Below are 24,079 nucleotides of genomic sequence, written 5' to 3'. Positions count from 1 at the left end.
ACTCATAATTGTATGGTCTTTAATCGAAATCAAACAGGATTTGCGTAAAGACGAAGAAATGAAGTCTGAATTCTAGTGCTTTCCTCTATTTCGGCTAAATGCTTTTTTCTCTAAATCTCTGTTCATCTAATAAAGAATTTTGATACCTTATAGATATACTAAGACGTTAAATCTATCAATTTAAGGATGAGATTGATAAGATGAGGTTGAAATTCAGAGGTTCATTTGTTTTGAATTGCCTGTTATTTTCTCAAGCCTGAGAAGGCTCTTATACTGAAGTCTTAAATAGCCGATATTCTGGTTTAGACATCTCACTCATAATTGCTGCCTAAATGTTCAAGTGGTCATAAAATTACTTGTCTTTCCAAAAAATCTTAGCTAGTATTCATGACGCCTGAACTTATTGATAAATAAAGTTTTCAGCATTTAGGGCCTATAGCTCAGTTGGTTAGAGCAGCGGACTCATAATCCGTTGGTCGACAGTTCAAGTCTGTCTGGGCCCACCAAATATATCAAGCACTTAAGAGCGATTCTCTTAAGTGCTTTTTTAATTCTAAAAATCCATGTAAGCAATAAAAATAAATGGTAATCGCATGTTTGGTATTGAAAGGTCAACATCTGAAAAGAAACCAAAATGGAAATCACTAGAGTTTTATAAGGACAATCGTAAGCGTCCGCTGAGCCCCACTTTTTCTAACTCATTAATACCGCGATAGTGTCCACTAAAATTTAAGTGGACACCTATTTATGGATTTAAAGACAGTTATAGACACTGCACCAACGCTAAAAAAGCCCCGTCGAACCTTCACGGCTGATCTCAAGCAGAAATTTGCCGAACCGATGACCATTAGCCGTTATTTACCCAAACCGATCTGGCAGAAGTATGTGGCCACTGTCTTGAATATTGAAAATGCAGAGCAGGTCGGCCTACAGGAGCTGGAACGCTTTATCCAGATGGTGCCTGGCCAGCAGATTAGCCCGGCACACGATCAAGGGGTGCACTACCATTTAAATATGCCGATGGTCCGCCATGACACTCTTAAGGGTATTCCAGCCTTTGCCAATACCTTACTCGGGCCTTCTTATAATTATGAAAAACCCCGTTTTTATTTTGCTGATGGTTCAGAGATCAGTTCAGACTTGCTTGCAGAACTGGCAGAGCGTTGTGAAGCCTGGACCTCAGAAATTGACTGGCAGGGTGGTGATCTGGTGAGCATTGATAACAAACGCTTTATGCATGGCCGACGTGAAATCTTGGTGCCACTTGAGCAGCGCAAGTTATACATTTGTATGGGATTGGGCCTGAATCCTGATTTTTAAGCAAAGCAGAAAAAGACATCTAAAAAATTCAACCATAAGAGAAGTGATCTATGTCCAATTTAACAGCAGTTCTTCTAGGTGCGACCGGTGGCATTGGTCAGGCCATTGCCGATATTCTTGGAAAAAATGGCCTGAATCTGGTTCTGGTCGGACGTAATGAACAGACTTTGCGAAAATTAGGTGAAAAACTGGCACAGCGTTATCCGGATATACAACTGCAAGGGATCTGCTGTGACCTGGCCGAGCAGCACAGCCGTAACGAATTACTGGGTGCGCTGGCCGAACTGAATACCCCCATTCACTATTACATCAATAATGCCGGTATCAATGATTTCAGTCTGTTCTCACAGCAAGCACAGGAAATGATGGAGCAGATGATGCTGATTAATGTGGTCTATCCCTTGCAACTGGTGCAGGGCATTATTCCACTAATGTCAAAAAATCAGTCAAGCCAGATCATTCATATTGGCTCTACCTTTGGCAGCATTGGCTATCCGGGTTATGTCAGTTATTGTGCCAGTAAATTCGCCTTGCGCGGTGCTACCGAAGCCTTGGCACGTGAGTATGCTAAGACCTCAATTCAATTCCGTTATTTTTCACCAAGGGCAACGATCACGGAGATGAATGATGCAAATGTCACAGAAATGAATCAGGCACTGGGAACTAAAATGGATGATCCTGATTTTGTCGCACAAGAGTTTTATCGTTTTTTAGAGACAGACTGTCAGTCCTATCAGGTGGGTTATCCTGAAAAAATCTTTGTGAAGGTAAATCAGTTTTTACCCCATATCGTTTCCGGGTCAATTGAAAAAGATCTGGATACTATTTATAGATATGCGAACCGAGATCCAGCAGCCTACCACACTGAATAGTAGAAGATGAATGTAATGACTGATCAGCGCTAGGTCAATAAACAGTTGTTTTATTCTTTACAGATATCGCTGTAACCGATATGTTCTGGAGCTTTTGTATCTGTTAACACGAAAATTTTTTCTTTTTAGAGAAACCTGCGGCAGCGGTGGCACAGGGTATTTTGCTGTAATAAATAATATTTTAATTTTGAAAAAGAAAGTTTTCAGGCTAAAAGTATTTTCATGCTTTTTTGAAAAGCAATAATTTTGATTTCAAAAAATCTCTATGGCTTGCAGTCATATTGTATTTTTAATATGGAACTATAGATGAATATTTTATTGATCGCAGGCTGGGGATTAGGAACAACAGTCCTGGAAGAATTTTCTGAAAAACTCAGGCCAGATCATACAGTCGCAATCTCTGATATTTTTGACCCATTTGATGCAGCGACCCTGCAGGAAAAGATAAAGCTCGCACAAGATTATGATGTACTCATAGGCTGGTCTTTAGGGGGACAATTGGCCATATATTTGGCTAATGAAATCTATCAGCAGACAGGGGTAGCAAAGCCTGTGATTGCCTGTATGTCTAATCCCTGTTTTGTGGTTAATACACATTGGCAACAGGCAATGCCTGAAGCTGATTTTGAAAAATTTTCTCAGGCGGCCCGACTGGACATGCTAACGACATTGAAACGTTTTAGTCATCTTGTCTGTATGGGGGCGAAGGATGCACGGCAACGGGTAAAATATTTACAATCCAAACTGTCTTTAATTGATTTAAATCATCAAGAAAAGCATCTTTATCTTTTGAAACAATTAGATTTGGTAGAGATCTTAAAAACCTGTTCAACGAAGATACTGTTTATATTTTCAAACCAAGATTCACTGGTTCCTTGCCAAGTTTCCCTAGAATCTGTCTTTTATCAACAAAGTTTAATCAAAGTTAAAGAAATCGAGGCTGCACATGATGCAATCCTGTTCGATACAGAATTAGTACTAACACCTATTCTGGTTTTTCTAGATGATTTACCAGTTACTTCAGCAAGATAAAGAATTCAGTCATTTGCATTTTTAACTGAGCAGGCTAAGATCGATATTTCCACAATTTTTCAGGATGAATTTTGTGTTTGACGCTTTTGATCAAGAGCATATTTGGCATCCCTATACCTCAATGACTGCACCCTTGCCATGTTATCCGGTCGCTAGCGCCAGCGGTGCCCAGATCTATCTGCAAGATGGCACGGCGCTGATTGATGGTATGTCCTCCTGGTGGTGTACGATTCATGGCTACAGTCATCCTGAGCTGAATCAGGCCGCCATTGAGCAGCTTAATAAGATGTCACATGTGATGTTTGGCGGATTGACCCATCAGCCTGCCATTGAACTTGCGAAAATCCTGCTGGAGATCACGACATCTGAGCTTGATAAAGTCTTTTTTGCTGATTCCGGTTCAGTTGCTGTAGAAGTTGCCTTGAAAATGGCGGTGCAATACTGGCATGCCCAAGGTCAACCGGAAAAAAGTAATTTTGTCACGACACGTTCGGGCTACCATGGTGATACATGGAACGCGATGTCAGTTTGCGATCCCGTCACGGGTATGCATCAAATCTTCGGTTCAAGCCTGCCTAATCGATATTTTGTTCCTGCACCTGAAAGTAGTTTCAATGGCGAATGGCAGGAGCAGGATATCCAGCCACTGGAACAGTTACTGGCAGAAAAACACAGACAAATCGCTGCCCTGATTATTGAGCCGATCGTTCAGGGTGCGGGGGGGATGCGTTTTTATCATCCTGAATACTTACGTCAAGCCAAAGCTTTGTGTAAGCAATACGATGTACTCCTGATTCTGGATGAGATTGCGACAGGTTTTGGACGCACTGGTAAGTTATTTGCCTATGAGCATGCCGATATCATCCCTGACATACTTTGTTTAGGTAAAGCCCTGACCAGTGGCTATATGACATTATCTGCTACGCTCACCACCAGGCAGGTTGCAGAGACCATTTCTCGGGGTGAAGCGGGCGTTTTTATGCATGGCCCGACCTTTATGGCCAATCCGTTGGCGTGTGCAGTTGCAGTAAAAAGTATCCAGCTTTTACTGGCACAGGACTGGCAAGCCAATATCCAGTGTATTGAACAGCAATTAAGTACTTTGTATGTTTTAGAGGGGCATCCTGTAGTCAAAGATGTGCGGGTGCTTGGGGCAATTGGAGTGGTTGAGCTGCATCAGGCAGTTAATCTGGCTGAATTCCAGGCAGAATGTGTTCGTCGTGGTGTATGGATTCGTCCATTTGGCAGACTGGTGTATGTCATGCCGCCTTTTATTATTTCTACAGCCGAATTGCAGACATTGCTGGAACATATGATCGCTATGATTCAGCATCTGGAGCTTGCAGCATGAATCACCTCGAACATTTTGCACAGCAACTTGATGTATTAAAGCAACAAGGGCAGTACCGCGAGTTTAAATCCAACATTACCAGTGCTGCCCATTTTGAACTCAACGGCAAAACCATGTTGAACCTGGCATCGAATGATTATCTGGGTCTTGCCAGCCAAGTGGATTTACGGGAAGCATTTTTTGATATGACTCCTGTTTCTGAGCGGCAGATGAGTGCCAGTTCCTCCCGGTTGCTGACTGGAAATTTTCCCGCTTATGAACAGCTTGAACATGACATGTCGCAAGTCTTTGGCCGTGCGGTACTGCTGTTTAATAGCGGCTATCATATGAATATCGGGATTTTACCTGCGCTTGCGGACAGTAAGACCCAAATCATTGCTGATAAACTGGTTCATGCCAGTATGATTGATGGTATCCGTTTATCTAAAGCGAATTATGTGCGATATCGGCATAATGATTTAGATCACTTGGCACAACTTTTATTGAAATATCATTCAGATGAGTCAATTGAACGTATCATTGTCGTCACAGAATCCATTTTTAGTATGGATGGGGATGAAACCGATTTAACTGCTTTGGTGGCGCTAAAGAAACAGCATCCTAAAGTCATGCTGTATGTTGATGAGGCGCATGCGATAGGCGTACGCGGTTTACGTGGACTGGGCTGTGCCGAACAATATAATGTGATAGGAGATATCGATTTCCTGGTAGGTACCTTTGGTAAAGCGCTTGCTTCGGTTGGCGGCTATTTGGTCTGCGAACCGGTAATCCGGGAATATCTGATTAATTCAATGCGCCCGCTCATTTTCAGTACGGCCCAACCTCCCATCTGTATGGCCTGGACAAATTTTATCTTTCAGCATCAACAGGGCTTAAACGCAGAACGCCAAGCATTAACTGCATTATCACAATACAGTCAGCAGGCAGTAAAAAATCTGGGTTATGACTGTCCGTCAAGTTCCCAGATTATTCCGGTCATTATTGGGGAAACGCATCAGACCGTAGCTTCGGCAGCCTATTTGCAAGATCATGGTTTTTATGTATTGCCTGTACGTCCACCCACTGTTCCCAAAAACTCGTCACGACTGCGGATATGTTTGCATCATGGAATAAAGAATCAGGAAATTCAGCACTGTTTTAGTGTACTGGAGCAGTATCAGCCATGAACAACACACTGATTGCACAACGATTTGCTCAGGCTCAGCACAGTTATGATCAGCATGCCGTAGCACAGCGCCATGTCGCTCAACATTTACTTCATTTAATGCAACAGCATATTCCCCAACCGCATATGCAACGTGCGCTAGAAATTGGTTGCGGTTCAGGTCTGTTTAGCCATGCTTTTTTACAGCATTATGGGGTTGATCAGTTGTTTTTAAATGATCTTTATCCTGAAGTGAAACAGCATTTTCCTGAAACTGAGCAATTCATCTGGGATATAGGCGATATTGAACAGTTACCATTACCGCAGTCTTTAGACGTGGTGGTGTCCTGTTCAGCCTTGCAGTGGATTCAGGAGCTACCGGCCTTAATCCGAAAAGTGGCCACTGCCTTGAACCCATCAGGATATTTCTGTTTTGCCAGTTATGCAGAAGACAATTTAAAAGAAATTAAAGTATTAACAGGACAGGGTCTGGATTATTTACCACTGGAAACTGTAGCCAATATCTTGCAGGCACAGGGCTTTGAACTACTAATGGCAAATGAAGAACGGATCCAGCTCAACTTTGCCCAGCCTAGAGATGTGCTAAAACACATGAAATCTACCGGTGTGCAGGCAACGGCTCAGGGTTTTCGCTGGAGCAAAAGCTTACTTGCGCAGTTCGAGCACCATTATGCTCAATTCCAGATCCCGGAAACAGGGAGTTATCCTTTGACCTACCATCCCATTTACCTGATTGCACGGAAAGCTCTATGAGTTCGAAAATCTATTTTGTCAGCGGCATTGATACCGCTATTGGTAAGACCTATGCCACCGGTTTTTTGGCCAGAAGCTGGAATGAACAGGGAATTCGAACCATTACCCAAAAGCTGATTCAAACTGGCAATGTGGATGTTTCAGAAGATATCGAGCAGCACAGGATGATCATGGGGTGTGGGCTGCTGCCTGAAGACCATGACAAGCTGACCATGCCAGAAATTTTTAGCTATCCGGCCTCACCGCATCTGGCATCTGAACTGGATCGGCGTTCGATCGATTTCGGAAAAATTCAGCAGGCAGCCACTATACTGGCCGAGCGTTATGACCGGGTTTTGCTTGAAGGGGCGGGCGGATTAATGGTGCCGCTAACCCGGGACATGCTGACGATCGATTATATTGCAGCGCACGATTATCCTGTCATTCTGGTGACTTCAGGCCGTCTGGGCAGTATTAATCATACTTTACTGAGTCTGGAGCTACTCAAAAAGCGTAAAGTCGCACTTCATGCTGTGGCATTTAACCATGCTGATGACCACCAGGACCAAACGATTGCGATGGATACCATTCAATATTTAAAGGAGTATCTGACCCGGTATTTTCCAACAGCCGTATGGCTGGATATTCCTAAGCTTGCAGGTCACGCTTAGACACGCCGTACTTGATTTCAATGCGAAGCCCATAGGGCCGTCGGGCATTAAAAGAGAGCAGATAGCCATACTGTTTTAACAGGTTAACGGTCAATGCCAGTCCTAAACCATGGCCATGCTGCTGAGCAGATTTGCGCCAGAAGCGTTGTCCTAAATGTTGGATATCCTTGGCTGTAAGTTGTTGTCCATCATCTTCAATCACCAGGCCATGAGACTGCATGGAAATCCAGATATGGGTAGCCTGTGCATGCAGCAGTGCATTTTCAAGCAGATTTTTCAGTACCGTATACAGCACAAATTCAGGTAGCTGAATTTCGCCTAGACTTTCCCAGTCCACCTGTATTTTTTCATTCATTTCTGGATAGCGTGTACTTAAGTCTGCAAGCACCTTCTCAAGCGTGGGGCGAAGCCAGATGGCTTCAGACATTGCTTGGATACTGTTTTCTGATTGGGTCAGCAATAAAAGCTGCTCGAGTAACAGCGTATAACGCCGGATGCTCTCATTGGCCTGCTGCAAATTGTGCTGAATGGATTCAGGCAGGTGCTGCTGCTGACCGATCAGCTGGGCCAGTTGTACATGGGTTTTAATTGCGGTCAGGGGACTGCGTAATTCATGTGCAGCATAGGCACTAAAGGCTTTCTCCTGTTGCAGACTGTCATTGAGTTTCTGAATCAACTGCGTGGAATTGTTGACAAAAGGCTGTACTTCCTGAGGGATGCTTGCAGGCTTGAGCTGCATTAAAAAATCTGCCGCCTGTGAATAGTTGAGGTTTTTCTGGTTCAGGTATTGACTGAGCTGATCCAAAGGCCGGAACTGTCTGCGGATAATAAAGATGATCAAGGCAATACAGATCAGCAGTGAGAAGACCAAGGGAACCAGTACGGACTGCAGAATCTGCTGTAGTAGCATATCCCTCAAGAACATGCGTTCTGCCGCCACCACCTGAATATCGCCACGACGCAGAACATAACTGCGCCATTCCGTATCACCCTGCTGCCAGGTGCTGAATCCTTCTGGTCGCTGGCTTAAATTTTGGGGGGGCACCGCGTGTTTTGGCAATCACCTGATTACCTAACGAGATGTCAGAGCTAAAAAGAGAGACTTCACAGGCAATTAACTGGTTTGCATCATCATTCTTGGCTAATTTTGATAGGGTTGCATCCCCCAGACTATCCAGCGGTAACTGCTGAATCAGCCGGGCAACCATTTGTGCAGATGCCGATAAGCGTTGATCCAGTGTGTCTTGTAAACGCTGTTTCAGGTCAATATACAGCCATGAAAATACCGCACTCCACAACACAATAAACACGGCCAAAAGACTCATGACCAAACGCCATTTCAAGCTGTGACTAAACATGACGTTGCTCAAACGGTTTGAAAATATAGCCCACACCGCGAACGGTCTGAATCAAGTCTGGATGCAGTTTTTGTCTCAGGTGATAAATGTGTACATTCAGGGCATTGCTCTCTATAGCGTCCTGAAAGCCATAGAGCTTGTCAATAAGCTGTTCATTTTTCAGGATCTGGTTGGGGTGACTCATCAGGGTTTCCAGCAGGCTGAATTCACGGCGAGATAAATTCACGGCCTGGTCTTGATAGGTCACAGTCTGGGTATCCCGGTTCAGAACCAGTTCATCAAATTGCAGTGTATTCGAGGCAAAGCCACGGTGGCGCCGGGTGAGGGCATGAATCCGGGCAATCAGCTCCTCCAGTTCAAAGGGTTTGGTCAGATAGTCATCGGCACCGGCATTCAGGGCCTGAACACACTGATCGGTCCGCAGCCGCGCCGTCAATACCAGTACCGGGAGATCAATCTGGTCGCGTCGCCAGCTGTGCAGCAACTCCAGGCCATCCTGATCCGGCAGACCTAAATCCAGCAAACACAAATCGACTGCACTATGCCGGATAAAATAATCCGCAGCACGTGCGTGACTAACATGCTCCACTGAAATATTCAGATAGTTCAGAGCAGCACAAATGCTCTGTGCGATATAGGGGTCATCCTCAACCAATACAATAAACATAGAACATCCTGATCAAACTGCCATTATTTTATAAATGATTTGGGCTGTTAATGTTGCCTTAATTTTAGTTTTTCAATAATGCAGTCCTAACAGGAGGAGAGCAGCTGGATGTTGAAGTGGATATTGGGTGCCGTGATCGGCGTTGGAATCATGACGGGAACTGTACATGCAGACTTTTTACCACCGGATCAGGCATTTCAGTTTCAGGTGGTTTCTACAAGCCAGGATCAGGCAGAGCTTAGCTGGAAAATCGCAGAGGGTTATTACCTGTATCATGACCAGCTTAAAGTGTCTCATCAGCAGACCCCAGTCAAGTTGGCGTTGCCCAAACCCGAAGACAAAGACGATCCCAATTTCGGTTTGACCCAAGTGCATTATGGGCAAGTCAAAACCAATATGAATGTGCAGCCCAACCAGCAGTTTGTAGTGCAATGGCAGGGCTGTGCAGAAAGTGGTTTATGTTATCCGGTACAACGCACCACAGTAACAACTGATGCAGATGGTTTATTTCCAGCGCAAAACTTGAGCAAGCCTCAAAAGCTGCTGGCCAGCACTACACAGCCACAAGTAAACGAAAAAATTCTGACTGCTCAGAAAGATGAGCTCCAAGCTATAGAGCAAACTCCAATTACAGATCAAGCACTGACCGAAGAAAAGATAGAGGAAATACAAGTCGCTGCAGTTTCTGAACCTGTGGTGCAGCCTGAGGTGGAATTAACAGAGAAAAATGACCAGCTCATTGCAGACCCTAAAAATCAAACTTCGTCAGCAGGCATGAATACCCAGTGGAACAATGACCAGTATTTTTTAAGTCTGCTGTCTGAACAAGGTCTGTTAATTAATGCCCTGATTTTTCTCGGGCTTGGCATTCTGCTGGCCTTTTTACCGTGTTCTTTACCTTTAATTCCAATTTTAACGGGAATTCTGGTCCAGCAGCACCGGGGCTACCGTGCTGCGCTGATTGCGCTGGTCTTTGTTTTGGGTATGGCACTGGTCTATGCGGTCATGGGACTTGCTGTGGCACAGCTCGGTTACAGTTTTCAGCGCTGGTTTCAAAGTCCGGTATTCATCAGTATTTTCAGCATTCTGTTTATTTTGTTCGCGCTTAATCTGTTCGGAGCATTTCAACTGTCCTTACCTCAAGGGATGTTACAGCGGCTGGATCAATGGCAGCAAAAGCAGAAGGGTGGCACGCTGATTGGTGCTGGTCTCATGGGCATGATCGCGGCACTGATTGTAGGGCCATGTATGAGTGCACCGTTGGCCGGTGCCTTAATCTATGTGTCTCAGCTCAATCAACCGATGCTGGGCGCCAGTTATCTGTTCGTCTTAGGCCTTGGGCTGGGCTTACCACTATTTATTGCTGCCGTATTTGGGTCTCATCTTTTCCCCAAACCAGGCATCTGGATGGATCGCCTGAAGTTTAGTTTTGGCTTTGTCATGTTGGCTCTGGCCTTGTATTTCGCCCGTCCATTATTGCCCAGCATTTTATACCTGAGCCTTTTGGGTGTGGTACTGATCACCTGTTCAGGCTACTTCTTGTTCAAGATGCTGCCCCATGTGCATCGGTCTGTATCGAAAATAGTCTTGATGCTGCTCAGTGGTGTACTGGTCTATGCAGGAGGTATGCAGCTCTATCATGTCTGGAGCCAGGTACAGGTCGCCCATGTGGAATCACGGCTTGAATGGCAGAAGGTCAGCACAGCCGCACAATTGCAACAGGTTTTAGCCAAACATCCTGCACAACCGGTGGTGATAGATGTCTATGCGGACTGGTGTGTGGCTTGTCAACCGATTGAAAAAGAAGTGATTCCACGTAGTGATGTTCAGGCTGCTTTACAAAATTTGGTTCGTATCAAATTGGATCTGACCCACTATCATCCAAGTCAGGATGAGCTGCTAAAAGAATAGCAAATCCTCGGCCCACCCACCTTTATATTTTTAAATGCAGCGCATCAGGAACAGCGGGACTTGCGTTTGACCGGAAGCTTTAGTGCGACACATTTACTAGGCACATTGCAGCAACTGCAAGGGGAGTAACCATGATGATTTCCAGTGATGCACTGCATCTGGGACCTTTGATGTTGCCCTGGACACTTATTATTGTTGCCACTGGCTTGATGCTGTTATCTGCCATCCTGTTTGGATTAGTCAGAAAGTATTCATGGTCTAAACAGCAGCTTGGACAAAGTCAGGATTTGCTCTGGAGCAGTTTTTTGGTTGGAATGCTGGGTGCGCGTCTTGTTTTCGTCCTGCTTAATGCCGAGCTGTATTTTGCAGCACCCATCGACATACTGAAAATCCAGGACAAAGGTTTCCATTTATGGGGAGGGGTGCTGCTTGGTGCTTTGTGGTATGTCATTCGAAACAGACAGTTGCAGACCCGATTCAAAGCCATCTTGTTGATCATCTTTGTACTCTGGATCGGGCTTGGGCTCGCATTCAAATCCAGTCTAAAAACTGAAGCAGCGTTTCCTGATCTAGCCTTTGCTAGATTAGAACAGGAGCGTCCGGGTACAGACAAGATTTCACTCAGCCAATTCATTGGCCAGCCCACGGTAATTAATTTGTGGGCAAGCTGGTGTCCACCGTGTCACCGCGAAATGCCAGTGTTGGCCAAAGCAGCCCAGCAGCATCCTCAAGTGAATTTTGTCATGCTCAATCAGGGTGAGGAGGTAGCCACCGTAAATGCCTATTTAAGAAAACATCAGTTTCAATTTAAACATGTCCTGCTGGACCCATATGGTGAACTACCCCAGCAGCTGAATAGTTTTGGCCTGCCAACGACGCTGTTTTTTAATGCTCAAGGCCAGCTGGTCGAGCGGCATATGGGGGAACTCAGTCCGGCCATGTTGCAGCAATATTTAAACAGAATTTCAGATCAACCTTAAAAAACGGAAGGACTTAGTATGAACAAAATTTACCAGGTGCTTGGTGCAGGTATGTTCCTGATCATGAGCATGCACACGCAGGCAAATATAAAACAGAACATTGAAAAACAGGGTTTTGTGTTTGTAAAACAGATTCCGGCACCACAAGGAATGACCGGCTGGGTAGGGCATGAAGACCAATACTCCAATACGCTCTTTATCTCCAATGATAATAAATACTATATCAAGGGCGAACTGTTTGATGCGCAAGGGAAAAGCCTGTCCAATGAGCAGATTGAAAAGCATATGAAAAAAGCGGTATTGGACGATGTCTGGAAAACCCTGGAAAAATCGACCTGGATTCAGGATGGCAAGCCAGATGCACCACGGGTGGTCTATGTCTTTTCCGATCCGAATTGTCCATATTGCTATAAATTCTGGCAGGCGGCCCGGCCTTGGGTCGAATCAGGCAAGGTACAGCTGCGTCATATTCAGGTCGGTGTGATCCGTGAAGAAAGCCGGGGTCAGGTGGCAACATTGTTAATGTCGAAAGATCCAGCGGCAGTTTTTAACGATATGAACAAGAATAAAGGCAAAAAGCAGCTCAAGAAAATGGAAAAGATTCCTGCCGAAATTGCTGCAAAGATTGATGCCAATCAGGCCCTGATGGGGAAATACGGCTTTTTCTCCACACCGTCGATGGCCTGGAAAAACAATCAGGGGGAATTTAAATCTACTCAAGGCCTGGCGAGGGATATCAAGGAAATTTTTGAACAGTAAGATTTTAACTACATGATAAAAAAGTTATTTTTACTTAAAATATCTATACATGATTGAGATCCAGACTTACATTGGTGGATAGGCTAAGCATGAAGAGCAGATAAGACATGTCAAATTTGGATGATCCACGGGTACTGCTTGCTTTGGAACGAACCGCTCTGGCGTGGAACCGGAGTGGTTTGGCATTAATTGCTTTTGGTTTTGTGATTGAAAAATCCAACCTGTTAGTGCAACTGGTGGACCCAGACACTTATGCACAGAAAATAGTTTATTCACAATGGCTGGGAATTGCGGTGATTGTATTTGGTATGTTGGTAAATTTCGCCTCAATCCTGCAATATCGACGGGGATTGGCCTCACTGCGACCGCCGGAATTTATTGAAGGTTATTACACCCAGTATCCCGTATGGCTAAACCTGTTTACTGCTTTTAGCGGACTGCTTCTGATCATTTCTTTTTGGCTGCACTAAGAAGAAGGTTGGGCGCAATACAGCTCGTACAGCTTTTGCATCAGGCTCAAGACCTTGGGGTCACTCAGACGATAAAAAATCTGTTTACCCTCACGTCGGGTGCCGACCATGTTGGCCTTACGCAGTACAGTCAGCTGTTGTGAAAGTGTAGGTTGATGAATATCGGTAGATTCTTCAATTTCCTGAACATTCATTTCCCCGTCGACCAAGACACATAAGATTTTCAGACGATCAGGATTGGCTAAAACTTTTAGGCATTGGCTGACGAAATCGACCTGTGAAAAATCAATTTTGGCATTTGCAGCAATCATATCCATAAATGTCCTCGAAACCTTTGATATAGCCCGTGCAGTTTACACAATTTACCATAAAACTGCTTGATTATTATTTTTTATTATATAATATAAAAAAGTATATTGTATAGAGATTGATTCACCATGCATGACTTCCTCATCGCATTTATTGGCGGTTTAATGCTCGGACTTTCAGTGGTCGGCTATCTGTACGTCAATGGCCGTATTGCAGGAATCAGTGGTCTGGTTGGGCAGGTATTAAACCCAAAAACCGTATTTAAAACGCCTGCGATCTGGTTCTTATCAGGCTTGATCATCACACCGTTTATTTATGGTCTGTTTGTACAACCTGAAATCGAATTGAATGCCAGCCCATTGATGATGATTGTGGCAGGTCTGCTGGTAGGCTTTGGGACGCGTTTGGGCTCGGGCTGTACCAGCGGTCACGGAATTTGTGGCATTAGTCGCCTGTCTAAGCGTTCTATTGTCGCAACCATGACTTTCATGTTTGCAGGTTTTGTCACCGTTTATATTATCCGTCATATCACAGGAGCATTCTAAAATGAAAAATGTGTTTGCCTTTTTATTTGGTGCCCTGTTCTCTGGGGGTCTGATGGTGTCGGGCATGTCCAATCCTAAAAAGGTACTCGATTTCTTGGATCTGTTTGGGGATTGGGATGCCAGTCTGGCCTTTGTCATGATGGGCGCGATTGCAGTGGCCTTTATTCCTTTCCAGAAAGCAGTACATAAGGCTCAACCGAAAACAATATTTAATGAGCCTATTAATTTGCCTAAAAATAATCAGATAGATAAAAAACTGATTACGGGTGCGGTTTTATTTGGTGCAGGTTGGGGTATTGCCGGCATCTGTCCGGCACCAAGTTTCACCTTGATCGGTTTGGGCCACTATCAAGTGCTCTATTTTGTTGTAGCAATGCTGGTGGGTGTATGGATTCACCGTAAATGGTCAGGAGCTTAACTATGCAAGACATCTCAATGGAAAAACAGGTACAACAACCGGTTGTGCAAGATTTCTTTGAAGAAAACACCAATACCTTCAGTTATGTGGTGAGTGATCCTTCAACCGGACATTGTGCCATTATTGACAGTGTCCTGGATTATGATGCGGCCTCGGCCAGCACATCGACTACACACGCAGATCGTATTATTGCCTATGTTAAGGCAGAAAATTTAACTGTGGAGTGGATTCTGGAAACCCATGTTCATGCCGATCATCTGACAGCAGCGCAATATCTCAAGGCAGAACTGGGCGGTAAAATTGCCATGAGCCAGAAGATTTCTGTGGTACAGGAAACCTTTGGTGCGATTTATCACCTGGACATGAAACAGTTTAATGCCCTGCAACCATTTGACTACCTGTTTGAGGATCATGAGCATTTCAAGATTGGTGAACTGGATGCCTATAATATTCCTACGCCAGGGCATACACCGGCCTGTCTCAGCTATGTAATCGGGGATGCGGTATTTGTCGGTGATACCCTGTTTATGCCGGATTATGGTACAGCACGTTGCGATTTCCCGCGTGGGAGTGCATCGACCTTATTCGATTCGGTACAGTCACTGTATCAGCTTCCGCCTGAAACTCGGATGTTCTTGTGTCATGACTACCTGCCTTCAACACGTCATGATTATGTCTGTGAAACAGATATACACACCCAGAAAACCCAGAATATTCATATCCACGAAGGCACCAGTAAAGCAGAGTTTGTCGAAATGCGTCATCAGCGTGATGCTACTTTAAATATGCCGAAACTGATTCTGCCGGCAATTCAGATCAATATGAAAGCAGGGCAGTTCCCTGAGCCTGAAGCCAATGGTGTGTCTTATTTGAAATTGCCATTGAATTATTTTAAGTCTTAAAATCCTCCTTGGCATGTGGGATCATGTTGATTGCACATGCTTTTTTTATCTGAATCAGATTGAAGTTAAACGTTAACCAAGGTGAGCTCGTCTGCTTCGTACGAGCCAGCGAGAAGTAAATCTAGTTATTCAATTAAATTTACTTCTCGCTATTTTTTGAACAGCAAATGTTAATACATTTTTTATTTACGCAGTTTTATCCAGGTTTGCTATTTAAAACAGATCTCCCTGTCCGGATGAACGCTGCATAATAATCTTTCCATTTCTATCTTTTCATCGAAGAGCTTCTTTTCAGCGAAATAGCTTAGTCTTGTATCAAGGTGCCATTTTTGTTTGGTATATTTAAATCATTCCCTTTAATCCAAAAAAATAATATTCGTGAAAGGACTATGTTGCGTTTCAAAAAAATTAACAAAAAAAGTGAAAAGTAGGTGAAATGCATTTTACAAGTGAAAAAATTATGTTAATTAATGGGAGGTGATTTTTTAGTCAAAAATCATGATGTTTCAGGAAGGAATATCTTAAGAAGCGTATTAAAAAAATGATTAAACAGGAGTTTCAAAGATGCTTCAGCTTTTAAGAAAACTGTTCTGTCTGCATATTTATGAATATGAGCAAATGCAAGAAATCGGCGAACATAGGGAGTGTCGTAAATGCGGGACAAATAAGGACTAACGTTCTTGCAAGAAAAGTGAGCATAGGCTCACTTTTTTATGTCTGTAATTCGCTAATTTACGTTAAAATTAAAGGGAATTTTAACTGGGTGAACAGCGGAAGATGAGCAAGGATTTCTATGCAGATACCTATATCGTAGATGATAACCTGGCGGATACGCTGCACTGGCTCAGCCTGCATCAAGACAGTTATGACGCATTTAGCTATGATGCAGTCACTCAAGAGCTAGTGGTGCATCATGCCAATGGAACAGATCAAATCCGAGTGGGAGATTATCTGAATGCCCGTTATGGCATTTTAATTACTGCACATAACTTTTCTACGAGTTCATCAAGTTAAACAATTATTAGCTTGTCATGGCATCTGTGGCCAGACTACGAACACCTGGTTTTGGCTGTTCTGCAACCAGACCTAATTTAGCAAAAAGTTGCTGATCTCTGCCTTGAGCAGTATTAGGGGTCGTCAACAGTTTTTCACCCGAGAAAATAGAATTTGCACCGGCCATAAATGCCAGAGCCTGATCTGAATCGGTTAAGGATTCGCGGCCTGCAGAAAGGCGGATATAACTTTTTGGCATCAGCAATCGTGCTACGGCAATCGTCCGAATCCACTCGATGACATCCAGTTTTTCTACATCTGCCATCGGTGTGCCTTCAATCGGAACCAGCATATTGATTGGCACAGATTCCGGATGCACAGCCAAAGTCGCAAGTTCATACAATAAGCCAATCCGGTCATTACGGCTTTCGCCCAGACCAACGATACCGCCACTACAGACTTTCAGGCCAGCTTGACGCACATGATCCAACGTATCTAGACGATCATCAAAGCTACGTGTGCTGATAACGTGTGAGTAGTATTCACGAGAAGTATCCAGGTTGTGGTTATAATAATCCAGACCTGCATCTTTCAGGCGTTCTGCCTGTGACTCATTTAGCATACCCAGTGTCATGCAGGTTTCCAAACCTAATGCTTTGACTTCACGTACCATTTCCAGCACATAAGGCATATCGCGTTCATGCGGGTTGCGCCACGCAGCACCCATACAAAAACGTGAACTGCCAGAAGCCAGTGCCTGTTTAGCTTCCTGGATGACTTTCTCGACTGCAATACGTTTTTCAGCTTCCAGTTTGGAATCATAGTGAGCTGATTGAGAACAGTATTTGCAATCTTCAGGGCATTTACCGGTTTTAATCGAGAGCAGGGTACTGACCTGAACGGTATTTGCAGTGAAATTTTCACGATGAACCTGTTGTGCCTGAAACACTAAATCCATTAAAGGTTGCTGATAAAGTGCTTGTATTTCTTCACGTGACCAATCATTACGTACGACATCACTACTGTTCATCTGTCTGTCCTTGTTCATACTTATTTACATGCTTCATCTTAAGTAAAAGCATGGCTATCTTCATTAGCAAAATATGACCTTATAGAAAAAACAAAACCCACACAAGGTGGGCTTTGCATTTTACTGGACAGCTTATTTGTTGCTGTGATTTCCATGAATATCCTGACCATGCAGATCACTACGATGCTGCTTGTTAAACACGCGCTGGTCCTGTTCATGCTGGTTGTTTTTCGGAGAATTAATTGGCCCATGCTGGGGTTGCTGCTGTTGGTGCTTCTGCTGTTCTTCCTGAAGCTGTTCAAGTAGCTCTTGATTTGGATTTTTTGATGACATCATCTTTCCTCCATTTCATTTTGACTATTTGTATTTATGCCATAGTCTGAAATAAGGGTGTGTAAGGCTTTTAAGTGAAACTGTGACGCTAGGTAAAGATAGAAAATTAACTGGATTTTGCCAGTTGTTCTTGAACAGCCCAATCAATATGCACCTGTACAATCTCATCATGATGGGCGCGCTGCTGATGGAGTGCCTGAACAATTTGTTCATCAAAAGGTGCATTTCCCAAACCGATCGCGATATTACGCATAAAGCTTTGATATCCGGTACGGCGCATCGGGCTACCTTCAGTCGAACTTAAAAAGGTCGCTTCATCCCATTGCCATAAGTCCAGTAAACTGACCTGATCCAGTCCGTGCCGCGGATGAAAATCCTCTACCGAGGTGACTTGGGCAAAACTGTTCCAAGGGCAAATCAGCTGGCAATCGTCACAGCCAAAAACACGGTTACCAATCCCGCGTCGCAAATCTTCTGGAATAACGCCTTTATATTCGATAGTCAGATAGGCAATACAGCGGCGAGCATCCAGCATATAAGGCTCGACAATTGCCTGAGTCGGACAGATGTCGATACATGCAGTACAGGAACCACAATGTTTACTGGCAGGCGCATCAAAAGGGAGTTCGAGTGAAGTAAACAGTTCGCCCAGCACAAAGAATGAGCCTGATGTTTTATGAATCAGAAGGGTATGTTTACCTGTCCAACCCATACCGGCACTTTCAGCCAGAGATTTTTCAAAGATAGGGGCTGAATCCGCAAAAGGACGTGATTCAAAATCTCCTACTTTTTCCCGGATTTTTGACGCCAAGGTCTTCAGGCGTCCACGCATGGTCTTATGATAATCCCTGCCACGGGCATAACGGGCAATAATAGCGGAGTTCGGAGCATAAGGAATATACCTGGGTTCCGGTTTATCAACCAGATAATCCATGCGTACACAGATAATGCTGCGTGTGCCGGGAACCAGTAAAGCGGGATTGGCGCGTTTTTCCAGATTGTCTTCCAGAAATTTCATGTCACCATGATATCCGCGATCCAGATATTCCTGTAAGCGGGCTAATTCTGCTTGAGCATCCGGTTTGGCAATGACACAATCAGTAAAACCCAATTCTAAAGCCTGTGCTTTAATCCAGGCCTTTAACTCAGCTGGATCTTGTTGATAGAACTGAATTTGCGCGTGAGAATCGGGAGTTGTCATAAACCAAAGACAGGAAATTAGAAATGCAGCAACTAGTTTACCATAGCCTCGTTTATCATAGCCAAAGTATTCAAGCCTGGGAAAAGCGCTGGTTTCAGCAGCAAAATAGCTCCTATGGTTTAATGCAACAAATGGCCTGGGCAATCAGCCAGCAACTGGGCACTTTATTTTTCAGGCAAAAAATTAAAAAAATCGCTGTCTGCTGCGGTCAGGGTAATAATGCCGGCGATGGTTATCTGGTGGCCAAATATTTAAAACAGGCCGGTTTTCAAGTTGATATTTATGCGGCTGAACCGGGCAGTTCCAGAGATCTGGCAACAGCTGTGCAGGAAGCCAAACAAGCCGGTTTGCAGCCTTATTCGCAGTTTGACTTTCAAACCGAATATGAAGCCTATGTCGATGCTTTATTCGGCATTGGTCTGAACCGTCAGCTGGATTCAAATTGGCAAGACATTATTCATGGTATTAACCGGCAAAATGGATTAAAAATCTCGATCGATATTCCGAGTGGATTGGGTGCCAATACCGGCCAGCCTTTGCCTGTTGCGATTAAAGCTGACTACACTTTTACGGGTTTAGGGCTCAAGGCCGGACTATTCACCGGTCAGGGTAAGGAATATGCGGGCAAGATTGAACTGATTTCTGCAATTCCCGCAGATACTGAGCTTCAACCGATTGCCCAGCTTGCATCACATCAGATCCAATTACCCAAACGCCAAGCTTTTGGTCATAAAGGCAGTTATGGTCATGTGTTGGTGATTGGTGGACATGCCAATATGGGAGGGGCTGTGATTATGGCTGCCGAAGCAGCATTTGCTACAGGAGCGGGAAAAGTCACCATTGCTTGTGATGCGAAACACCATACAGCGATTTTGTCGCGTGCACCGAATATCATGCTACGTGATATTAATGCTCTCACTGTGGAGCAGCGTATAGCGTTGATTCAGCAGGTTGATGCAGTCTGTTTCGGGATGGGCTTGGGGCGTGATGAATGGGCAAAAGAGCAATATCAAGCATGGTTTGATTTAATTCAAAATTCAGACCTGGAAATTGTCCTGGATGCAGATGCACTGTGGTTTTTAGCCAGACACCCCCAAATATTGAACTCCAAAACCTATGCTACACCGCATTCCGGGGAAGCCGCTACGCTATTGCAGAAAGATATTCAAGAAATAGAATCAGACCGGGTTGCAGCTATTCATGCCCTGCAACAAAAATATCAGGGACAGTGGCTGCTAAAAGGTTCAGGCAGTCTGATTCTGGAAGAAAAACTTTATATATGCACAGCTGGAAATGCCGGTATGGGGACGGGTGGAATGGGAGATGTGCTGGCCGGAATGATTGCCAGTCTAAAGGCACAATTTAAACAAAAAATTCATTTGCATGAAATTGTGACACTGCATGCACTTGCCGGTGATGAACTGGCCAAAAATGGCGAACGTGGCTTGCAGGCACAGGATATGAAACATGCGATTTACCAGGTAGTAAACCGTTAACATTAAGGAGGAACGGGATGTCTGTTATCAAACTGAGTATTGCTGGCCAAGTACAAGGAGTTGGGTATCGTTACTGGTTTGCCGAGCAGGCTCAGGCACTTGGCCTGAAAGGATATGTGAAGAACTTGAGCACAGGTGAGGTGGAGGCTGTTATTGCTGGAACAGACTCCCAGCTTCAGGAAATGATTACACGAAGTTGGCAAGGGCCTGCTCGTGCAATCGTAAAGTCTGTTATACAAGAGTTTCTGCAATCTGACCTAGATGCTCAAGACTTTAGAATATTACGTTAAACCTTATCGACGACGGCTACTGACGCGACTCCGGCCGCGTGCCATACCGCCTAGAGCATTCAATACCGCCATTTTACTCATACTACCTGAAGCATGAGCATGACAAATGGCAGCAGCTAAGGCATCGGCAGCATCCTGTTGGGGCTTGATGCTGAGTTTTAGAATATTCATCACCATCATCTGTACCTGTTCTTTGTCAGCAGCACCATAACCTACCACCGACTGTTTGATCTGGCGCGCGGTATATTCAGCGACTTTCAAATCCAGATTGACCAGTGCAGCAACTGCAGCGCCACGCGCCTGCCCAAGTTTTAGGGCAGAATCCGGATTTTGTGCCATAAAAACCTGTTCGACTGCAGCTTCGGTCGGACCATAAAATTTTACAATGCGCTCCACGCCGGCAAAGATCCGTTTTAAACGTTCAGGCATTTCCGCCGTTTCTGTTCTAATGGTACCGGCATCGACAAAAGTCAGTTTGGAGCCGTCTTTTTCGATAATCCCGTAACCAGTTAAACGAGAACCGGGGTCAATCCCAATAATTAATGACATGCCTGCACTTTAAAAATAGAATAATGCCCATATTGTTACATAAGCGTATCAAAAAAGCTTGATCCTGATGAAGCTGTTGATTTCCCCATCCTATTATTTATTTTACTGAGATTAGATTAATTTTCATGAAATTATTTCTTATTATCCTTGCAGGTGTAATCCTAGAAGTACTGGTCTGGATTGGCGTGGGTGACCTCGTCGGGAGCATGTGGTACGTATTTTTCTGGTTTGTAGCCGCATTCTTTATTGGTATGAATCTGATCCGTAAATATTCGGCCGGTGTCATGCCACAGATGCAGCAAATGCAGATGGGACAGATGAGTGCAGATCCTGCACTAACAGGAAATTTACCTAAAATTCTGGCAGGTTTCTTTTTGCTTATTCCTGGATTGATTACTGACGTACTGGCAGTCTTGATGCTTATTCCGGCAGTTCAGCAGGTCTTTAAAGCCGCAATAATGAAAGCGATGATGAAGCGTCAGCAACTCATGATGGAAAAAATGATGGGGGGCATGATGGGTGATATGGGTGGTACACAAGGCCAAAATCCATTTGCCGAGATGATGCGTCAAATGCAGGATATGCAAAAGCAGCAGTCAGGCCACGGTGATTCAACGATCATTGATGGTGAAGCACGTGAAGTGACACCTGATGCCAAAAAAATTGAAATGAAAGATGTGAATCCCAAATAAATATTCTATTTGAAGCTTGAACCGAATCATTTGATTCGGTTTTTTATTACCAGAATAAATAATGCGAATATTCACGCAAAAGTTATAATGCATTGTTTTCAGCATTCTTTTATGGAACCCATGTCACTGCTTCTAACCATTTGTGCCTTACATTTTGTGGCCCAGTTAAGTCCCGGTCCCGATATTCTTTTGATAGCCAAAAGCGCGGCATCTACCACACGCAAGAATGCCCTGAAAGTTATCGCAGGAATCTCTGCCGGAATTGTGGTGTGGGTTATCCTGACATTGGCTGGATTCACTGTATTGATTGATCAGTTTCCATGGATTCAACAGGTATTGATGGTGCTCGGTGGTGTGTTCCTGGCGAAAATGGGCTGGGCCATGCTAAAGGGAGGCTTGCACAGCTTTAAAAATAGATATCAACCCGATGATAATGTAAATGAGCAAGTGCAAGTTAAAAACTATTTTATGCTGGGCTTATGGACTAATCTTTCTAATCCTAAAACACTGATCTATTTTAGTAGCGTATTTTCACTCGCCTTGAGTTCATCTGCTTCAGATTATTTGAAAACACAGTTGGCTTTAATTATTCCCTTGCAGACCTTTATTACGTTCGCTTTATTGATGATACTGATTTCCCAACCAAAAATTAAAGCGTTGTACCAACGTTCGGGGAGTTATATTGATGTGACTTCAGGCGGACTCTTTCTGCTGTTTGCATTGTGGTTGTGGTATGACGCACTTATTCTGATGAATTAATTTGTGCATTTTCATTCAAGGCTGTAGTCATAGATGAGACAGCTATAGGAGATGCTGCATTATCCTGGCTTTTAACCACCGTTTGATAACGATTAGGCTTTAAAGTGGTTTCAGTATTTTCAGAACCTTGATAGCTGCGGCTACGGTTGGCGCGCTCACGCAATCCACCTTTTTTAATTAGCTGAACCATGACCTGTCTCTCATTTGAATCTATGGTTATTGTAAATCAAATCGAGGTCTTGTGAGGTGGTTTTTTGCAGCACGATTCGGATGCCTCAAGTATCATAAAAGACCTGTTTGGGATGAACAGGTCTTGCTGCGGGGTGTATAAAATTAACGAAGCCTTTTATCTTCTTCTTTTAAAACATCCAATAGCGAGTGTTGTGCCGGTACTTCTTGTTGTGACTGCACATACAAATGCACCACTTTAAATACGATAGCTGTAACGAGACAGGCGATTAGACATAAAATCCAGAAACCAAAAGGGCTGCGAATATGGTGTGAACCACAATCGTTACAAACCTTTTGAGTGGATTCAACCACTTTGTCACAGCATGCACAATGATACTGGTAACGTAGCATGATGATCTCCTTGAATTCACAGCATTCGAGTGAATAATTTATTTTTTTTAATGTACATCAGCATGTTTTTTACACATCAGATTCTAAATCAATGCATGAACCATGCCTATGGGGTTTAACAAAAAGGTTACTAAAGCATTTTTTGCATAAAAACCATTTCATTTAAAACGATCAATATCAGGAGTGCGGCAACGCAGCCAAAAAAGATTATCTTAGCGACCCAAGGTATTCTAAAAATTTTTAAATATTTGATTTAAAGCATGAGTTGTAATTATTAACGAGGGGGTTAGCGGGAAATTTATATATAAAAATTAGGTAAATATTTAAATAATTTTGATAATTTATGTTATGTAACCAGAAATACTCCAATAAAGAGCCAAAGCATGAAAAAAATAGCAGTGCTACTTGTAAGTTTAAGGGGGATGGGCAATGTTTCGTACAAACTGAGGTGGAAAAACAAGCTGTCACGTAGTTTCAGCAAGATTTTAACGCAGCTGCATATGAAAGGTTGTTTCAATGCTTTTTGAATTTTAGACCTGAATAATAAAAAAGCAGTGACTATCTTAAATAATGTATCTGCCATTCATGCAGAAATGGGCAATATTGAGCACTTAACAGCCGAGCTCCGAAAATAAAAATTGTACTTAAAACAAAAAAGCCAGTCAGGATGACTGGCTTTTCTATCGTTAAGA

Annotated in this window: 25 protein-coding genes, 1 tRNA gene and 3 pseudogenes; 20 read left to right on the top strand and 9 right to left on the bottom strand. The window is 43.8% G+C overall.

Going from position 1 to position 24,079, the window contains the following annotated elements; translation table 11 throughout:
* Nucleotides 1-429: 429 nt before the first annotated feature.
* From VXQ11_RS12900 to bioD, 8 genes and pseudogenes are all read left to right on the top strand, one after another.
* Nucleotides 430-506, top strand: a tRNA-Ile gene (locus tag VXQ11_RS12900).
* 310 nt (nt 507-816) lie between these two features.
* Nucleotides 817-1,320, top strand: a pseudogene (locus VXQ11_RS12895) (TauD/TfdA family dioxygenase); the annotation flags it as partial.
* 50 nt (nt 1,321-1,370) lie between these two features.
* The gene (locus VXQ11_RS12890) at nt 1,371-2,192 is read left to right on the top strand and encodes an SDR family oxidoreductase (protein ID WP_416682005.1); all 822 of its coding nucleotides are present in this window, start codon (nt 1,371-1,373) and stop codon (nt 2,190-2,192) included.
* Nucleotides 2,193-2,498: 306 nt separating this feature from the next.
* Nucleotides 2,499-3,224, top strand: a complete 726-nt coding sequence (locus VXQ11_RS12885; RefSeq protein ID WP_416706215.1) for an alpha/beta hydrolase — start codon at nt 2,499-2,501, stop codon at nt 3,222-3,224.
* 73 nt (nt 3,225-3,297) lie between these two features.
* The gene (bioA, locus tag VXQ11_RS12880; protein WP_191731323.1) at nt 3,298-4,575 is read left to right on the top strand and encodes an adenosylmethionine--8-amino-7-oxononanoate transaminase; all 1,278 of its coding nucleotides are present in this window, start codon (nt 3,298-3,300) and stop codon (nt 4,573-4,575) included.
* Nucleotides 4,572-5,741, top strand: coding sequence for an 8-amino-7-oxononanoate synthase (locus VXQ11_RS12875; protein WP_416706214.1), 1,170 nt, complete (start codon nt 4,572-4,574; stop codon nt 5,739-5,741). The genes bioA and VXQ11_RS12875 overlap by 4 nt, the downstream gene beginning before the upstream one ends.
* The gene (bioC, locus tag VXQ11_RS12870) at nt 5,738-6,493 is read left to right on the top strand and encodes a malonyl-ACP O-methyltransferase BioC (protein ID WP_416706213.1); all 756 of its coding nucleotides are present in this window, start codon (nt 5,738-5,740) and stop codon (nt 6,491-6,493) included. Before VXQ11_RS12875 ends, bioC begins: the two co-directional genes overlap by 4 nt.
* Nucleotides 6,490-7,143 carry a dethiobiotin synthase gene (gene bioD / locus VXQ11_RS12865; RefSeq protein WP_064095385.1) on the top strand — a complete coding sequence of 218 codons (654 nt, stop codon included), beginning with the start codon at nt 6,490-6,492 and terminating at the stop codon, nt 7,141-7,143. The genes bioC and bioD overlap by 4 nt, the downstream gene beginning before the upstream one ends.
* On the opposite strand, the pseudogene VXQ11_RS12860 reads toward bioD, so the two are convergent.
* Nucleotides 7,121-8,501: pseudogene (locus VXQ11_RS12860) on the bottom strand (ATP-binding protein). The gene bioD and the pseudogene VXQ11_RS12860 overlap by 23 nt on opposite strands.
* Nucleotides 8,494-9,168, bottom strand: coding sequence for a response regulator transcription factor (locus VXQ11_RS12855; protein ID WP_064095383.1), 675 nt, complete (start codon nt 9,166-9,168; stop codon nt 8,494-8,496). Before VXQ11_RS12855 ends, VXQ11_RS12860 begins: the two are co-directional and overlap by 8 nt.
* Nucleotides 9,169-9,276: 108 nt before the next feature.
* Between VXQ11_RS12855 and dsbD the strand changes: the two are divergent.
* The 4 genes and pseudogenes from dsbD to VXQ11_RS12835 all read left to right on the top strand — a co-directional run bounded on the left by dsbD (nt 9,277) and on the right by VXQ11_RS12835 (nt 13,288).
* Nucleotides 9,277-11,208 (top strand): annotated as a pseudogene (gene dsbD, locus VXQ11_RS12850) (protein-disulfide reductase DsbD).
* A 2-nt stretch (nt 11,209-11,210) separates the two neighbouring features.
* Entirely contained in the window at nt 11,211-12,059 is an 849-nt protein-coding gene (locus VXQ11_RS12845; protein ID WP_416706212.1) for a prolipoprotein diacylglyceryl transferase family protein, read from the top strand.
* An 18-nt stretch (nt 12,060-12,077) separates the two neighbouring features.
* Nucleotides 12,078-12,818, top strand: a complete 741-nt coding sequence (gene dsbG / locus VXQ11_RS12840; RefSeq protein ID WP_416706211.1) for a thiol:disulfide interchange protein DsbG — start codon at nt 12,078-12,080, stop codon at nt 12,816-12,818.
* Between the two features lie 107 nt (nt 12,819-12,925).
* Entirely contained in the window at nt 12,926-13,288 is a 363-nt protein-coding gene (locus tag VXQ11_RS12835) for a YidH family protein (protein WP_416706210.1), read from the top strand.
* Here VXQ11_RS12835 and VXQ11_RS12830 read toward each other — a convergent pair.
* Nucleotides 13,285-13,605, bottom strand: coding sequence for a metalloregulator ArsR/SmtB family transcription factor (locus VXQ11_RS12830; protein ID WP_416706209.1), 321 nt, complete (start codon nt 13,603-13,605; stop codon nt 13,285-13,287). The two genes, VXQ11_RS12835 and VXQ11_RS12830, sit on opposite strands and share 4 nt — an antisense overlap.
* A gap of 120 nt (nt 13,606-13,725) precedes the next feature.
* Here VXQ11_RS12830 and VXQ11_RS12825 point away from each other — a divergent pair, with 120 nt between their 5' ends.
* The 4 genes from VXQ11_RS12825 (at nt 13,726) to VXQ11_RS12810 (ending at nt 16,476) form a co-directional block, all read left to right on the top strand.
* A complete protein-coding gene (locus VXQ11_RS12825; protein WP_004810628.1) occupies nt 13,726-14,142 on the top strand; it encodes a YeeE/YedE family protein in 417 nt (138 codons plus the stop codon).
* Between the two features lies 1 nt (nt 14,143).
* A complete protein-coding gene (locus VXQ11_RS12820) occupies nt 14,144-14,560 on the top strand; it encodes a DUF6691 family protein (protein WP_334136475.1) in 417 nt (138 codons plus the stop codon).
* A gap of 2 nt (nt 14,561-14,562) precedes the next feature.
* Nucleotides 14,563-15,462: an MBL fold metallo-hydrolase gene (locus VXQ11_RS12815; RefSeq protein ID WP_416706208.1), complete on the top strand. Its 900-nt coding sequence runs from the start codon at nt 14,563-14,565 to the stop codon at nt 15,460-15,462.
* A gap of 777 nt (nt 15,463-16,239) precedes the next feature.
* Nucleotides 16,240-16,476, top strand: coding sequence for a hypothetical protein (locus VXQ11_RS12810; protein ID WP_064101930.1), 237 nt, complete (start codon nt 16,240-16,242; stop codon nt 16,474-16,476).
* Nucleotides 16,477-16,483: 7 nt separating this feature from the next.
* On the opposite strand, the gene bioB is transcribed toward VXQ11_RS12810, so the two are convergent.
* The 3 genes from bioB to queG form a co-directional block, all read right to left on the bottom strand.
* Nucleotides 16,484-17,485 carry a biotin synthase BioB gene (gene bioB / locus VXQ11_RS12805; RefSeq protein ID WP_191731329.1) on the bottom strand — a complete coding sequence of 334 codons (1,002 nt, stop codon included), beginning with the start codon at nt 17,483-17,485 and terminating at the stop codon, nt 16,484-16,486.
* Nucleotides 17,486-17,617: 132 nt separating this feature from the next.
* Complete coding sequence (locus VXQ11_RS12800) at nt 17,618-17,821, bottom strand: hypothetical protein (protein WP_081406329.1); 204 nt, start codon at nt 17,819-17,821, stop codon at nt 17,618-17,620.
* 103 nt (nt 17,822-17,924) lie between these two features.
* Complete coding sequence (gene queG, locus VXQ11_RS12795; protein WP_416706207.1) at nt 17,925-19,019, bottom strand: tRNA epoxyqueuosine(34) reductase QueG; 1,095 nt, start codon at nt 19,017-19,019, stop codon at nt 17,925-17,927.
* A gap of 23 nt (nt 19,020-19,042) precedes the next feature.
* On the opposite strand from queG, the gene VXQ11_RS12790 reads away from it, so the two are divergent.
* Both VXQ11_RS12790 and VXQ11_RS12785 read left to right on the top strand, forming a co-directional pair.
* A complete protein-coding gene (locus VXQ11_RS12790; protein ID WP_144725438.1) occupies nt 19,043-20,515 on the top strand; it encodes an NAD(P)H-hydrate dehydratase in 1,473 nt (490 codons plus the stop codon).
* 17 nt (nt 20,516-20,532) lie between these two features.
* Complete coding sequence (locus VXQ11_RS12785) at nt 20,533-20,805, top strand: acylphosphatase (protein WP_144725436.1); 273 nt, start codon at nt 20,533-20,535, stop codon at nt 20,803-20,805.
* A gap of 3 nt (nt 20,806-20,808) precedes the next feature.
* On the opposite strand, the gene ruvC is transcribed toward VXQ11_RS12785, so the two are convergent.
* Nucleotides 20,809-21,354, bottom strand: a complete 546-nt coding sequence (ruvC, locus tag VXQ11_RS12780) for a crossover junction endodeoxyribonuclease RuvC (protein WP_064095372.1) — start codon at nt 21,352-21,354, stop codon at nt 20,809-20,811.
* Nucleotides 21,355-21,479: 125 nt separating this feature from the next.
* Here ruvC and VXQ11_RS12775 point away from each other — a divergent pair, with 125 nt between their 5' ends.
* Together VXQ11_RS12775 and VXQ11_RS12770 are read left to right on the top strand one after the other, a co-directional pair.
* Nucleotides 21,480-22,046: an FxsA family protein gene (locus tag VXQ11_RS12775; RefSeq protein WP_416706206.1), complete on the top strand. Its 567-nt coding sequence runs from the start codon at nt 21,480-21,482 to the stop codon at nt 22,044-22,046.
* Between the two features lie 120 nt (nt 22,047-22,166).
* A complete protein-coding gene (locus tag VXQ11_RS12770) occupies nt 22,167-22,805 on the top strand; it encodes a LysE family transporter (protein ID WP_416706205.1) in 639 nt (212 codons plus the stop codon).
* Here the strand turns inward: VXQ11_RS12770 and VXQ11_RS12765 are convergent.
* A complete protein-coding gene (locus VXQ11_RS12765) occupies nt 22,789-22,995 on the bottom strand; it encodes a hypothetical protein (RefSeq protein WP_064101935.1) in 207 nt (68 codons plus the stop codon). The two genes, VXQ11_RS12770 and VXQ11_RS12765, sit on opposite strands and share 17 nt — an antisense overlap.
* 143 nt (nt 22,996-23,138) lie before the next feature.
* Nucleotides 23,139-23,387 (bottom strand): hypothetical protein, encoded by a 249-nt coding sequence (locus VXQ11_RS12760; RefSeq protein ID WP_081406328.1) that lies wholly within the window; start codon nt 23,385-23,387, stop codon nt 23,139-23,141.
* Nucleotides 23,388-24,079 lie beyond the last annotated feature (692 nt).

The organism is Acinetobacter sp. 197 (assembly GCF_048148385.1).
GTDB lineage: Bacteria > Pseudomonadota > Gammaproteobacteria > Pseudomonadales > Moraxellaceae > Acinetobacter > Acinetobacter pecorum.
This window is presented reverse-complemented; position numbering and strand designations above follow the sequence as displayed.